Here is a 14,299-nt window from a genome sequence, read left to right as displayed (position 1 = left end):
TTTCAAATCAAGATTTGGGCGGCCATTTCTGCGCGCCGTGGACGAGGCGCAAAATTTCCACCTGTTGGATTTTCTGGCGAACACGATAGATCACGATAAAAGATGTGCGTGAAATGACCAGTTCGCGCGTTCCATCAATTCGTCCGGGCCGGCCGATCTCCGGCTGATCGATGAGCAAATCGGTCTGACGCTCGATCTCATCAAGCTGGCTTATCGCGGCGGCGACATTCTGGTCGGCGATAAACTGAATTGCTTTCTTGCGATCTGATGCAGCTTTCGCACGCCAGACGAGCTTCACTTGGTCTCGCCCTTAAGCCGCGCCAGCAACTCCGCCCGTTCGCGCGCCATCTCTTCCTTGACGACTTCGTGCGGGATCCAGACCGTACTGGGATCATCGGCCTCCCGGATCGCTTCCTCGACCTGTTCGCGGAACCACTTGTCGTATTCCGCCGCCTCATGGGTCCGACGCAGAGCTGCGGCCCGGTCCGGCCGCGATGCCGTCCCCGGAGCGTAATCGGCCGCATCGACATCGAACTGCAAGATGCCGAGATCCTTGAGATAAGAAACCAAGGTCTCCATGCGCTTGAACACGCGCACCTGCCGGCTGCGTTGAGCGGCGAGCGGGCGCTCGGCCTTGCCGTAGCGGATGACGACGGACCAGCCGCCGGTTTTACCGACGACATGCGCGGCATTCACCGCGCCCGCTTCGACAAGGCGGGAAAGGGTAGAATGATCGATGGTTTCCGCTGTCATCGCATATCCTCGCTGATCGCGAACATGATATGCATTTAATTATAGATTGCAATGCATTCAATAATTGGAATTGCGCAGCCGAAACCAAAGCCGGCTTTCCCGCTACTGTCCGATTCGCGCCGATAGCTGCCCCTCACCCTAGCCCTCCCCGTAAACGGGGCGAGGGGACGTGCCCTGCGAGAGGGCGGCGGGGGACGGAGGTTGCGGCATTGTCCCTTCGCCCCGTTTACGGGGAGAAGGTGCCGGCAGGCGGATGAGGGGCCGGCATCCTGGGCGTGCAGCCTGTCCCGTTCGAATCCACCTATTCGCGCTGTTCCAGCGCCCTGCTAAAGGCCAGCGCCGCCAGCGTGCAGATGGCGCCGGAAAGCAGGTAGTAGCCGACGAAGGGCAGGCCGAAGCGGCTGGAGAGACCGAGCGCCACCAGTGGTGCAAAACCGGCGCCGATCAGCCAGGCGAGGTCCGAGGTGAAGGCAGCGCCGGTATAGCGATAGCCGCGGCCGAAACGGGACGAGATCGAGCCCGTCGCCTGGCCGAAGGAAAGTCCGAGCACGCCGAAGCCGATGATGACGAAGGCGTCATGGCCGCTGTTGCCGGATGCGATCAGGCTCGGCCCGATAAAGCTGAAGACGGCGATGATAACGGCGCAGATGGCAAGCTGGGCCCGCCGGCCGATACGGTCGGCGATCAGGCCCGAGGCGATGATAGTGAGGATGCCGACCACGGCGCCGATCACCTGCACCACCATGAAGGCGCCGATCGGCTGGTTGCCGTAAAGGCTCATCCAGCCGAGCGGGAAGATGGTGACGAGGTGGAACATCGCAAAACTCGCGAGCGGCACGAAGGCGCCGATTAGAATGTCACGGCCGTGAACGCGCAGCACGTCGAGGATGGGTGCTGCTTCCAGCTCATGCTGCTCCAGCAGCGTGCCGAATTCCTTGGTCATGACGAGACGCAACCGCGCAAACAGCGCCACGACGTTGATCGCGAAGGCGACGAAGAAGGGATAACGCCAGCCCCATGAGAGGAAATCCTCACTGGAAAGATTGGCGACGAAATAACCGAACAGCGTGCTTGCCAGCGCAAAGCCGATCGGCGCGCCGAGCTGCGGGATCATCGCATACCAGCCGCGGTGCTTGGCCGGCGCATTGAGCGCAAGCAGCGAAGCAAGGCCGTCCCAGGCGCCGCCCAGCGCGAAGCCCTGGCCGAGACGGAAAAGCGCCAGCAACGCGATAGACCAGACGCCGATCTCGTTGTAACCCGGCAGGAAGGCGATCGAGGCCGTGGAGCCGCCGAGCAGGAAAAGTGCGATGGTCAGCTTGGTGCCACGGCCGTACAGCCGGTCGATCGTCATGAAGACGACGGAGCCGACGGGGCGGGCCAGGAAGGCCAGCGAGAAGATGGCGAAGGAATAGAGCGTGCCGGTCAGCCTGTCCGGCGCGAAGGGGAAAATCAGCTGTGGAAAGACCAGGACCGAGGCCAGGCCATAGACGAAGAAATCGAAGAATTCCGACATGCGGCCGATCACCACGCCGATGGCGATGCTGCCCGGCGAAACCGGTTTGTCGTCGTGAATGCGCCGCGCGTCGCGTTCCAGCGACGACGACGACGGTCCGTAATTCGATGTTGTAGCCATAAACGCCTCCCTCGTTGAAGCGCTTTCGCCAAGGCGCCTCAGCGTGATCTTGATCAAACCTGCAGGCTTATCAAGTCCGTAAGACCTAAATAGTTCATCATCGCGGCTCAAAATGAGGCGTGAATGGAAAAAATAGCGTGATCACGAGCGCGATTTTCCCATGGGAACGCTGGCGTGGCCGGCTCTCGCGGATATATTGATTGAAACATGCGCTCGCGAAGAATCCTTCTTGATTTCATCAGGATTTCAAAGCTGTAGTGCAACATGATTTGTGCCGCAGTGCGGCATGCTTGCTGCACTGCGACCAAACACCTCATGTCGCTATCAGGTTCAGTGCGTTAGTCGCGGAACGAACGAAACAACAAGAGCTTAGAGACGTGCCAAAACTCATGAAGTTTTCCCGCCTTCTATCCGTCTTGCCGCTGCTTTTCCTGGCAGGATGCAACATGGTGGTCATGGCGCCTTCCGGCGACATCGCCGTGCAACAGCGCGATCTCATCGTCATCTCGACGGTGCTGATGCTTCTGATCATCATACCGGTGATCTTCCTGACGCTGTACTTCGCCTGGCGCTACCGCCGCTCCAATACGGCCGCCACCTACGCGCCGGAATGGCACCATTCGACCCGTCTCGAAATCGTGATCTGGGCAGCACCGCTTGCGATCATCATCGCGCTCGGCGCCGTGACCTGGATTTCCACCCATAAGCTCGATCCCTATCGCCCGCTCGACCGCCTCGATGCGGAGCGCCCCATTCCGGCCGATACCAAGCCTCTGACCGTCGAGGTCGTGGCGCTCGACTGGAAGTGGCTGTTCTTCTATCCCGAACTCGGCATTGCGACCGTCAACGAGCTCGCTGCCCCGGTCGACATGCCGATCAATTTCAAGATCACCGCCTCCTCGGTGATGAACTCCTTCTACATCCCTGCCCTTGCCGGCCAGATCTATGCGATGCCCGGCATGGAGACGAAGCTGCATGCCGTCATCAACAAAGAGGGCGAGTATGAGGGCTTCTCCGCCAATTACAGCGGCGCAGGCTTCTCGCATATGCGCTTCAAATTCCACGGCCTCAACCGGGAGGGCTTTGACGCCTGGGTGGCGCAGGTCAAGCAGCAGGGCACGATGCTCAACCGCGACGCCTATCTGAAGCTCGAGAAGCCGAGCGAGAAGGAACCGGTGCGTTATTATGCCGGAGCCGACGCCGACCTTTACAACGCCATCCTCAACATGTGCGCCACTCCGGGCAAGATGTGCATGAACGAGATGATGCACATCGACATGATGGGCGGCGGCGGCAAGGAAAGTGCCGAGAACCGCGAGAAGCTGCGATACGACGACCGTCATGCCGACGAAGGCATCGTGGCGCCCGCCGCCACCGTGCCGGCGACAGGGGCTCCGGCACGCAGCGAGCCTGCGGAGCGGACCGACGGCAACAGCATGCAGCACGACATGCCCGGCATGCCTAGCACGCCCGGAATGGACATGCAGCATGAGGGTCACTCCATGCCCGGCATGAGCAATGGCGCCGATCCGGCGCCGGCGCAGCTCAACAATAACAATTAACCTGGCGCTTTGCGTCGCAAGACATAATGAACGGGTTGTTCCATGTTTTCCAATCCTGACCTCCTGAAGTTCGTCTTCGGCCGGTTGACCCTCGATGCCATCCCCTATCACGAGCCGATCCTGGTCGTGACCTTCATCGGCGTCGTCATCGGCGCCATCGCGTTGCTCGGCATCATCACCTATTTCAAGTTCTGGGGCCCGCTCTGGCGGGACTGGATCTGCAGCGTCGATCACAAGAAGATCGGCATTATGTATGTGATCCTGGCCGTCATCATGCTGTTGCGCGGCTTCTCCGACGCGATCCTGATGCGCATCCAGCAGGCGATCGCCTTCAACGGTTCGGAGGGCTATCTGCCGCCGCACCACTACGACCAGATCTTCACCGCCCACGGCGTCATCATGATCTTCTTCGTGGCGATGCCCTTCGTCACCGGTTTGATGAACTTCGTGGTGCCGCTGCAGATCGGCGCGCGCGACGTCTCCTTCCCCTTCCTCAACAACTTCTCTTTCTGGATGACCACCGCCGGCGCTATCATCATCATGCTGTCGCTGTTCATCGGCGAATTCGCCCAGACCGGCTGGCTCGCCTACCCGCCACTGTCGGGCGCGGCCTATAGTCCGGGCGTCGGCGTCGACTATTATATCTGGGGCCTGCAGGTGGCCGGCGTCGGAACGACGCTTTCGGGCATCAACCTGATCGCCACCATCGTCAAGATGCGTGCTCCGGGCATGACCTTCATGAAGATGCCGGTCTTCACCTGGACGGCACTCTGCACCAACGTGCTGATCGTCGCCTCCTTCCCGATCCTGACGGCGACGCTGGCGCTGCTGTCGCTCGACCGTTATGCGGGAACGAACTTCTTTACCAACGACCTCGGCGGCAATCCGATGATGTACATCAACCTCATCTGGATCTGGGGTCATCCGGAGGTCTACATCCTGGTGCTGCCGGCCTTCGGCATCTTCTCGGAAGTGGTCGCCACCTTCTCCGGCAAGCGCCTGTTCGGCTACGCCTCGATGGTCTACGCGACCTGCGTGATCATGATCCTGTCCTACATCGTCTGGCTGCACCATTTCTTCACCATGGGCTCGGGCGCCAGCGTCAACTCCTTCTTCGGCATCACCACGATGATCATCTCGATCCCGACGGGGGCGAAGATGTTCAACTGGCTCTTCACCATGTATCGCGGCCGCATCCGCTATGAGGTGCCGATGCTGTGGACGGTCGGCTTCATGGTGACCTTCGTCATCGGCGGTATGACCGGCGTCATGCTTGCCGTGCCGCCGGCCGACTTCGTGCTGCACAATTCGCTGTTCCTCATTGCCCACTTCCACAACGTCATCATCGGCGGCGTTCTCTTCGGCATGTTCGCCGGCGTGAACTACTGGTTCCCGAAGGCGTTCGGTTTCAAGCTCGATCCCTTCTGGGGCAAGATGAGCTTCTGGTTCTGGCAGATCGGATTCTGGTTCGCCTTCATGCCGCTCTACGTGCTGGGTCTGATGGGTGTCACCCGCCGCATGAGCCAGTTCGAGGACCCGTCGATACAGATCTGGTTCATCATCGCCGCTTTCGGCGTCGGCCTGATTGCGCTTGGCATTGCCGCCTTCCTGATCCAGATCGTCGTCAGCTTCATGAGGCGCGAGGAATTGCGCGACGACAGCGGTGATCCCTGGGACGGCCGCACGCTGGAATGGTCGACCTCCTCGCCGCCGCCGGAATACAACTTCGCCTTGACGCCTGTCGTGCACGATCATGACGGCTGGTACGACATGAAGAACCGCGGTTATGCGCGTCCGCTGGAAGGCTTCCGGCCGATCCACATGCCGAAGAACACCGGCACCGGCGCGATCCTGTCGGGCATCAGTATCGCACTCGCCTTCGGCCTGATCTGGTACATGTGGTGGCTGGTCGTCGTCTCCTTCGTCGCCATGCTCGTCGTCGCGATCGGCCATACTTTCAACTACAGACGCGACTTCTACATCCCCGCCGAAGAGGTAACCGAAACGGAAGGCAAGCGCACCGCGCTGCTTGCCGAGCAGGTGTGATGACCATGAGCGATCAGACCATCGACACGGCCGAAAAGCCTGAATTCTACCTGACGGAAGACCATCATCCGGAAAACAGCACCAATCTCGGCTTCTGGCTCTACCTGATGAGCGACTGCCTGATCTTCGCGGTGCTGTTTGCAACGCACGGCGTGCTCGGCCGCAATTATGCCGCCGGCCCCTCGCCCGCCGATCTCTTCGATCTGCCGATCGTTGCCCTCAACACCTCGATGCTGCTGTTCTCCTCGATCACCTACGGCTTCGCGATGCTGCAGATGGAGCGGAACGCAAAGGCGGAAACGCTGTTCTGGCTTGGTGTGACCGGCCTGTTCGGCGCGGCTTTCATCGGGCTCGAGCTCTACGAGTTCATCCACCTGATCCATGAAGGCGCCGGGCCGACGCGCAGCGCCTTCCTCTCCTCCTTCTTCACCCTGGTCGGCACGCACGGGCTGCACGTCACCTTCGGCATCATCTGGCTGATCACGCTGATGGTGCAGGTGTCGATGCACGGGTTGATCGAGGCCAACCGCCGCCGCCTGATGTGCCTTTCGATGTTCTGGCACTTCCTCGACGTCGTCTGGATCGGCGTCTTTTCCTTCGTCTATCTGTTGGGAGTTCTCGGATGAGTTCGCAAGCACCTGCACATGAGGATGCCCACGAGGCTCATCACGGCCACAGCCACGGCCACCAGGCCGGCCATGGCACGTTCCGCAGCTACATGACGGGCTTCGTGCTCTCCGTCATCCTGACCGCCATTCCCTTCTGGCTGGTCATGTCAGGCGTGTTCGCCAGCCCGACGCTGACGGCGGTGCTGGTGATGGGCCTCGGGGCGATCCAGATCGTCGTCCATATGGTCTTCTTCCTGCACATGAATACCAGGAGCGAGGGCGGCTGGACGATCATGGCGCTGATCTTCACCCTCATCATCGTCGCCATCGCGCTCTCCGGTTCGCTCTGGGTCATGCATCATCTCAACACCAACATGATGCCGATGAGCCCCGAGATGATGAAGAACATGCCGTGACGGTCACCAAGGGTCGGCGGCAGCGTCACCCGCAGGCTCCCTCGGAAAAATCGGAAAGAGGGCGTCATCGGGTAAAACGCGCGATCTTCGCCGTCTGTCTGGTGCTGCTTGCCGCGGCACTCGCGGCACTCGGCACCTGGCAGGTTGAGCGCCTCGCCTGGAAACGCGACCTCATCGCCCGCGTCGACCAGCGTGTGCATGCGGCACCCGTGCCGGCCCCGGCACGCGCCGACTGGAACAAGGTCAATGCGACCGATGACGAATACCGGCGGGTGACCGCGGTGGGGATGCTGGCGAACGACAAGGAGACGCTGGTCTATGCCTCGACCGCGCTTGGTCCGGGTTATTGGGTGATCACGCCGCTGTCGCTTGCCGACGGTACATCAATCCTCGTCAATCGCGGCTTCGTGCCGACCGACAGGCGCGATCCGGCCTCGCGCCGCGAGGGTGAAGTCTCAGGCCCGGTCGGGATCACCGGGCTGATGCGGATGACGGAGCCGAAGGGATCGCTGCTGCAGTCCAATGACGTCGTAGCCGACCGCTGGTATTCGCGCGATGTCGCAGCGATTGCTGAAAAGCGCGGCGTCAGTGCAGTCGCGCCTTATTTCATCGACGCCGATGCAGCTGCCAATCCGGGCGGCCTGCCTGTCGGCGGCCTGACTGTCATCGATTTCCCGAACAACCATCTCGTCTACGCGATCACCTGGTACGGGCTGGCGGCGATGGTACTGGCATTGCTGGTGTTCATTCTTCGCGGCGAGAGGGCCACTGCATAATGCAGCAGTGCTCAGCCTTATGAAGCGATCCGGCTGATCGCCTCCGCGAGCTGCGCCTGCGAGAAGGGCTTGCCGAGGCGCGGCAGGTCGACGATGCCGGCCCCTTCGGGGATCTCGGCGTAACCGGTTGCGAGGATGATCGGCATATCAGGCCATTCGTCGCGGATCGCCTGGGCGAGCTGCGCGCCCGTCATGCGCGGCATGGCATGGTCGCAAATCACCAGGTCGACCTGCTGCTTGTGCAGGATGTCGAGCGCCTCGGAACCCGCCATCGCCTCGAATACGGTATGGCCGAGATCCTCGAGCATCAGTGTCGTATTCATCAGCACTAGACCATCATCATCGACGGCAACGATGCGCAGCCGGGGCGTCGCGTTTTCCTCCTGCCGCGGTCGGTCGGCGGTGGCCTCGGTCGTCTGTTCAACACTTGCGACCGGGAACCACAATTCGACCGTCGTGCCTTCGCCGAGGCTGCTCTTCATCATCAGCCGACCACCGGACTGGGACGCAAGGCCCTGCACCATGGACAGGCCGAGGCCGGTGCCCTTGCCGACACCCTTGGTGGTGAAGAACGGCGTGATTGCCTGCTCCAGCGTCTTGGCATCCATGCCCTCGCCTTCATCGACCACCGCGATGCGGACATAGCGGCCAGGCGGCAGCGGGCTCTTGCCTGACGACACCGATTCCTCGGAAGCGCGAAGCACGATCCGGCCGCCGGATGGCATCGCATCGCGGGCGTTGACGACGAGGTTCAGGATTGCCATCTCCAGCTGGTTCGGATCGGTCATGATCGTCGGCAGCCTGACGGGGAACGAGGTCTCGATCACGGTGAGCGGGCCGAGCGAACGGCTCAGAATATCCATCATACCACGGACCAGTCCGGAGACGTCGATCGGCTCCATGTGCAGTTCCTGCCGGCGGGAAAAGGCCAGCATGCGCTGCGTCAGCGCGGCACCCCGCTGGGCGCCCTGCATGGCGTTGTCGACCAGCGATGTCAGCGAGAGATCCTGCGGCATGCGCTTCTTCAGGATTTCGAGACTGCCGAGCACAGCCATCAGCAGATTGTTGAAATCATGGGCGATACCGCCGGTCAATTGACCGATCGCCTCCATCTTCTGCGACTGGAAGAGCTCTTCGCGCGCCTGCTCCAGTGCCCGCTGGGTCTCCATCTTCTCGGTGATATCGCGGGTGATCTTCGCGAAACCGAGCACATCGCCTTCGTCGTCCCGAATGACGTCGATGACGACGCTGGCCCAAAAACGGGTGCCGTCCTTGCGGACGCGCCAGCCTTCCCTCTCGAACCGGCCCTCGGCGCGCGCAATGTCGAGCGCGGTCTGCGGCACGCCGGCTTCGCGGTCCTCGGGGGTATAGAAGGTCGAGAAATGCCGGCCGATGATTTCTTGCGGTCGATAGCCCTTGATACGCTCTGCGCCGAAATTCCAACTGCTGACATTGCCGTCGGGATCGAGCATGTAGATCGCATAATCCGAGACGCCCTGGACGAGCCGGCGGAATTGTTCCTCGCTCTGGCGGATCGTTTGTTCAGCTGCTCTGCGTTCGGTCAGGTCACGGGTGATCTTGGCATAGCCGATGAGCTCGCCGGAGGGACGACGGATCGGATCGATGATCACATGCGCCCAGAAGCGGGTTCCATCCTTGCGCTGGCGCCAGCCTTCCCCCTCGAACCGGCCGTGCTCCTCCGCCGTGGCGAGCGCGCGCGCCGGTATTCCCGCGGCGCGGTCCTCTTCCAGATAGAAACGGGAAAAATGCTCGCCGAGAATTTCGGAAGGTTTGTAACCTTTGAAGCGCTGGGCGCCGGTATTCCAGCTGGTTACGATGCCTTCGGGGCTTAGCATATAGATGGCGTAGTCGGTGATGGCATCGACCAGAAGGCGAAAGCGTCCCTCTTCGTTAAGAGACGTATCATGTCGATTCAATACTTCCATCGGCCCCTCGGAGTCACCAGCGCTTTATAACGCCGCGGCAGGCGGATGGTTCCGATTCAGCCTCAAATTTTCAGACGGCCTTGACCTGCGGATAGAACCTCTCACTGATCCGCTCGGCAGCGGCATAGGCCTGCGAGACGATCTCCGGCACGAGATCGATATCGGGCAGGCTTCCGAGACCGAGCGGGCCGACGGCAAACAGCCCGGCGACCGTCGAACCATCCTCCAGGAAGGGCTCACCGCGCGCATTGACCGCGAGCCCGAGCGAGAGCTCGTCCGGCATGGCGAGGCCGGCGGAAAGCAGGCTTTGCATCAGCGGCGCTGAAAGATCAGGCGCCTGGCAGCGGCAATCGATGATGCGCTCGGCATGGATGACTTCCTCGGCAGCGGAACCGGCCGGCGTGAAGAACAACCCGCTCAGGCCCCGGCGGCCGGCCCGGCCGCGGCGCAGCACCGTGCGGCCTTCGGCGAGCTCGCGTTTCAGCCGCAGGTGCATAGCCTCCGGCAAGCGGTTGCGATGGCTGTCGTAGATTGCCCTGAGATGGCGGTTGAACTGATGCTTGTCGCGCGCCGGCAGCGAGCGCCAGAGCGAGCGGGCATGTTTTCTGAGGCCGTTCATCACCGATTGCCAGCTTCGCCCCGCTTCCTCCGCCTCGCGACAGGCTTCACGGATGAAGCGGACGATCTCCGGCAGGCCCCGAGGCAGCGCTTCGGCAGGGAAGACCGGATCGGCGGAATTCGGCGTATGGCTCTGGGGCAGGAATCCGCGCCGGGAAATGATCGTCACCTGGCCGGCATAACCGGAATCGCGCAGCTGCAGCAGCTGGTCGACGACGCGGATGCCGCTGCCGAGCAACACCGCATGCGGCCGCGCGACGAGGCGCTGGGCCCTGATCGGCGAAACGTCCTCGCCGCCGGCATCCGGCGCAGTCAGGCCGTAGCCGGTGGCGAGGATGACGGTATCAAACAGCGGATTAGCTGGATTGGCGCTTTCGAGCAGGAAGCGGTTGCCGTGGCTCCTGCGGATCGCCACGACCGGATCGTTGCAGACCTGGACGGTGATGTCCCTACGCGCGGCAAGCGCTTCCGAAAAGCGCTGGTAGACATAATCGCTGAAGATTTCCTTCGGCACGAAGATCTGCCGGAATCCGGGAATGGCGGCCGGCACGGCGGCGCGGAAGGCGGCGTTGCCGCAGAGCCAGTCGTTGAAATCGTCGTTGTCGCCGACCGAAACAGAGAGATCGCGGACGCGGGTATTGAGGATCGTCGAGGAGCGAGCCGAGGCCAGCGCCTGCCCACCGCTGACCGACGAATTCGGATCGAACAGTTGCAGGTGGAAGGGCGCGCGCACCGTCTTCATCAGCGCGATAGCCGTCATCATGCCGGAAAAGCCGCGCCCGACGATCGCAATGCGCGGTACGGCTGATATCTGCGCCGCCGCGTTGGCTCTGGCGGAAAAAAGTCCCTGAACCGTCATCGCAACTCCTTTGCGGCTTCATCCGCACCGTGGGTCGATCAAGGTTTCAACGCATAAAACAGCGGTTCACGCGTTGATGAGCTCATGCGGCCATTCACAACACCTGCCGCGGCATCGGGTCCGAACCAGCGGCCCCGCAAGAGAACTGGGGGAGCAATTAGGCTCGTCCATAGTCTATCAAACTAGTAGTGTATGAAAGCGCTAAATGGCGCAGGTGGCAAGAGGTTTGTTGCCACATCACTTCAAGTGATTGAAATACAACATAATTTAGAAATGTTCCGTGGAAGTCTGGGCGAGTTTTGCATCCCGGACTGCGAATTGATCTTAAAACGTCAGCTCGGCAGCGCCCTCAGCTGCCCTCGCCCGGATATTGTTTTGCCTTCAGCAGGCCCGCCAGATGCACCGTGTTGCGCGCCAGCATGTCGACGGCTTTCGTCACGACCTTCGGCACCTTGTCGAGATCGACGAAATTGGTGGAACCCATTGCCTCGCCGACCCAATAGGCGACCGCGTTGGCCGGAATGGTGAAGCCGACGTCGTTCAGCGCCTGGTAGAGCTCGGCCGACACATGATGGGCGCCGTCCTCGTTGCCGACGACGGCGACGGCCGCGACCTTGCCATAGGAAACCATGCGGCCCTGATCGTCGGTCTCCTCGAGAAAGGCGTCCATGCGCTCCAGCGCCCGCTTGCAGACACTGGATGGCTGACCGAGCCAGATCGGCGTTGCCATCAGCAGGATATCGGCGGAGAGCACCTTGGCGCGAATGTCAGGCCAGTCATCGCCGGCGCCTTCGTCGGAGGTGACGCCCGGCTTGACGTTGAAATCGGCGAGCCGGAGCACTTCGGTCACAACGCCGTGCGCGGACATCGCCTTGTCGATGAGGCCGATCATCCGGTCAGTCGAGGACGCGTCCTTGGCGTCGCTGCTCTTCAGCGTGGCGTTGAGGGCGAGAGCTTTCAGCGGCATGGGTCTCTCCGGTAGCGGTCGGCGGTTGGCATTCGCCAGCTGCAACCAGTTCGCGCACAGATTGTTCCAGCCGGGATGCGAGGAGACCTCACGTAAAAATAACCAACTGGTGAATTCTTTACTTGAACCCCCAAATGGAATCGGCAAAAGTGAAGGTGCAATCAATCCCTTCATGGATTTGCCGTCTTTTCGGGCCAGCGTCCGACCACACATCTATTGGAAAAAATACCGTGAGCAGCGATGCGTTAACACGCGCGACGAAGCCTTCGGCTTCGATGGCGCTTGCAACTGCGGCAGGCTGGGGCCGAGGCCTCTTCACATTGGTGCGCATCACCATGATGGCCTTCCGCCACCCCTGGCAATCCGGCTTTGCGATCGGCGCCACGCTTGTGGCCTCCACCTTCCAGCTGATGATCCCGCGCCTTCTCGGCCAGGCGGTCGACCATACGCAGACGGCGATGAGCGGTGGTGCGGCGGGTCTGCTGGCACAGGACGCGCTTTTGACCACGGCATTGCTGCTGCTTGGCGCCAGCGTGCTGCGCGGCCTCTTCACCATGGTCCAGAACTATTACAGCGAAGCGGTCGGCCATCACATCGGTTATGAGTTGCGGCTGGCCTGCTACGAGAAGATCCAGCGGCTCTCCTTCAGCTTTCATGACACCGTTCATTCCGGCGACCTGATCACTGTCGGCCTGCTCGATCTCGAAGGCGTGCGCATGTATTTTTCCACCGCACTCGTCCGGATGATCCTGCTGTCGATCCTGATCGGCATCGGCGCCTATATGTTGCTGTCGACCGATATCGTGCTCGGCCTGCTGGCGCTCTCCTTCGTGCCCTTCGTCGGCTGGCGCTCGTCGGTGACGCAGCTCAAGCTACGCGCCACCTGGCTCGACCTGCAGGAGCGGCTTTCGGTGCTGACCCGCATCATGGAGGAAAATCTCGGCGGCATTCGCGTCGTCCGCGCCTTTGCCGCCCACGAACACGAGATCTCTAAATTCGAGGCGGCGTCGAAGAGCGCGCTCGCACTCGCGCATCAGCGCGTCGGCATCCGCGTCACCAATACCAGCGCCATGACCTTCTCCTTCTTCGCGGCGATGGGCCTCGTGCTCTGGGTCGGCGGCGGCAAGGTGATGTCGGGCGAGATCACCGTCGGCACGCTGGCCTCGTTCCTGACCTTCATGACCATCCTGCAGATGCCGGTGCGCCAGCTCGGCCTGATGGTCAATGCCTTTGCCCGCGCCTCCACCTGCGGCTCACGCCTCTTTGCCCTTCTCGACCTCGACATCGCGATCAAGGATGCGCCGGATGCCAAGGAATTGGCGGTGACGGACGGCGTGCTGCGCTTCGAGAATGTCAGCTTCGCCTATCCGGGTTCCGAAAAGCGCACAGTGCTCGACGATGTTTCCTTCGAAGCCAGGCGCGGCCAGACGATCGGCATTGTCGGGCCTCCGGGCAGCGGCAAGTCGACGATCGCGCATCTCATTCCCCGCTTCTACGACGTCAGCGGCGGCAAAATCACGATCGATGGCCAGGACATCCGCAAGGCGACGCTGCAATCGCTGCGCCGGGCGGTTGCCGTCGTGCAGCAGGACTCCTTCCTGTTCACGACGACGATCGAGAACAACATCGCCTATGGCGATCCGTGGGCGAAGGAAGGCCGCATCGAACGCGCCAGTGAAAGCGCCCAGCTGCACAATTACGTGCTCGGCCTTCCCATAGGTTATGGCACCGTCGTCGGCGAGCGCGGCGTTTCGCTGTCCGGCGGCCAGCGCCAGCGTCTTTCGATCGCCCGTGCGCTGATGCTGAAACCGGCGGTGATGGTATTCGACGATTCGACGGCGGCAATCGACGCCGCCACCGAACAGCGCATCCGCGGCGCCATGCGCCGCTATGCCGCCGACCGCGTGACGATCATCGTCGCCCACCGCCTGAGCTCGCTGATGCATGCCGACCAGATCCTGTTCGTCGAAGACGGCCGGATCGTCGAGCGCGGAACGCATGAAGCGCTGCTTTCGCTCGGCGGGCGCTACAAGGCGCTCTACGACTTGCAGGTGCGGCCGGGCGACGAGGTCTTGAGCGCCTAGCAAGAATTCCCTTCTTCTGCCCACCGGGGAG

12 protein-coding genes are annotated in these 14,299 nt (G+C 61.8%); 6 read left to right on the top strand and 6 right to left on the bottom strand.

Annotation, left to right across the window (positions count from 1 at the left end):
• Positions 1-7 precede the first annotated feature (7 nt).
• The 3 genes from B5P46_RS14960 to B5P46_RS14950 form a co-directional block, all read right to left on the bottom strand.
• Positions 8-298, bottom strand: coding sequence for a type II toxin-antitoxin system RelE/ParE family toxin (locus B5P46_RS14960; RefSeq protein ID WP_129419336.1), 291 nt, complete (start codon positions 296-298; stop codon positions 8-10).
• On the bottom strand, positions 295-753 hold the full coding sequence (locus B5P46_RS14955; RefSeq protein ID WP_129419335.1) for a hypothetical protein: 459 nt from the start codon (positions 751-753) through the stop codon (positions 295-297). The genes B5P46_RS14960 and B5P46_RS14955 overlap by 4 nt, the downstream gene beginning before the upstream one ends.
• Before the next feature lie 301 nt (positions 754-1,054).
• A complete protein-coding gene (locus B5P46_RS14950) occupies positions 1,055-2,386 on the bottom strand; it encodes an MFS transporter (protein ID WP_129419334.1) in 1,332 nt (443 codons plus the stop codon).
• Positions 2,387-2,763: 377 nt separating this feature from the next.
• Here B5P46_RS14950 and cyoA point away from each other — a divergent pair, with 377 nt between their 5' ends.
• Genes cyoA through B5P46_RS14925 form a run of 5 tightly spaced genes read left to right on the top strand, consistent with a single transcriptional unit; the run spans position 2,764 to position 7,794 of the window.
• Complete coding sequence (gene cyoA, locus B5P46_RS14945) at positions 2,764-3,948, top strand: ubiquinol oxidase subunit II (RefSeq protein WP_129419333.1); 1,185 nt, start codon at positions 2,764-2,766, stop codon at positions 3,946-3,948.
• A gap of 42 nt (positions 3,949-3,990) precedes the next feature.
• Complete coding sequence (gene cyoB, locus B5P46_RS14940) at positions 3,991-5,994, top strand: cytochrome o ubiquinol oxidase subunit I (protein WP_129419332.1); 2,004 nt, start codon at positions 3,991-3,993, stop codon at positions 5,992-5,994.
• 5 nt (positions 5,995-5,999) lie between these two features.
• Positions 6,000-6,620 (top strand): cytochrome o ubiquinol oxidase subunit III, encoded by a 621-nt coding sequence (gene cyoC, locus B5P46_RS14935; protein WP_025397699.1) that lies wholly within the window; start codon positions 6,000-6,002, stop codon positions 6,618-6,620.
• Entirely contained in the window at positions 6,617-7,018 is a 402-nt protein-coding gene (cyoD, locus tag B5P46_RS14930) for a cytochrome o ubiquinol oxidase subunit IV (RefSeq protein ID WP_129419331.1), read from the top strand. The genes cyoC and cyoD overlap by 4 nt, the downstream gene beginning before the upstream one ends.
• A complete protein-coding gene (locus B5P46_RS14925; protein WP_129419330.1) occupies positions 7,015-7,794 on the top strand; it encodes an SURF1 family protein in 780 nt (259 codons plus the stop codon). The genes cyoD and B5P46_RS14925 overlap by 4 nt, the downstream gene beginning before the upstream one ends.
• Positions 7,795-7,811: 17 nt before the next feature.
• Here the strand turns inward: B5P46_RS14925 and B5P46_RS14920 are convergent, their stop codons facing one another.
• The 3 genes from B5P46_RS14920 to B5P46_RS14910 all read right to left on the bottom strand — a co-directional run bounded on the left by B5P46_RS14920 (position 7,812) and on the right by B5P46_RS14910 (position 12,184).
• Entirely contained in the window at positions 7,812-9,740 is a 1,929-nt protein-coding gene (locus B5P46_RS14920; protein WP_129419329.1) for a hybrid sensor histidine kinase/response regulator, read from the bottom strand.
• A gap of 70 nt (positions 9,741-9,810) precedes the next feature.
• Positions 9,811-11,217, bottom strand: coding sequence for an FAD/NAD(P)-binding protein (locus B5P46_RS14915; protein WP_129419328.1), 1,407 nt, complete (start codon positions 11,215-11,217; stop codon positions 9,811-9,813).
• 349 nt (positions 11,218-11,566) lie between these two features.
• A complete protein-coding gene (locus B5P46_RS14910) occupies positions 11,567-12,184 on the bottom strand; it encodes a flavodoxin family protein (RefSeq protein ID WP_129419327.1) in 618 nt (205 codons plus the stop codon).
• Positions 12,185-12,306: 122 nt separating this feature from the next.
• Between B5P46_RS14910 and B5P46_RS14905 the strand changes: the two genes are divergently transcribed.
• Positions 12,307-14,268 (top strand): ABC transporter ATP-binding protein, encoded by a 1,962-nt coding sequence (locus B5P46_RS14905; RefSeq protein WP_206735355.1) that lies wholly within the window; start codon positions 12,307-12,309, stop codon positions 14,266-14,268.
• The last annotated feature ends 31 nt before the right edge of the window (positions 14,269-14,299 follow it).

This window comes from Rhizobium leguminosarum (assembly GCF_004123835.1).
In the GTDB taxonomy this organism is placed as follows: Bacteria; Pseudomonadota; Alphaproteobacteria; order Rhizobiales; family Rhizobiaceae; genus Rhizobium; species Rhizobium leguminosarum_M.
This window is presented reverse-complemented; position numbering and strand designations above follow the sequence as displayed.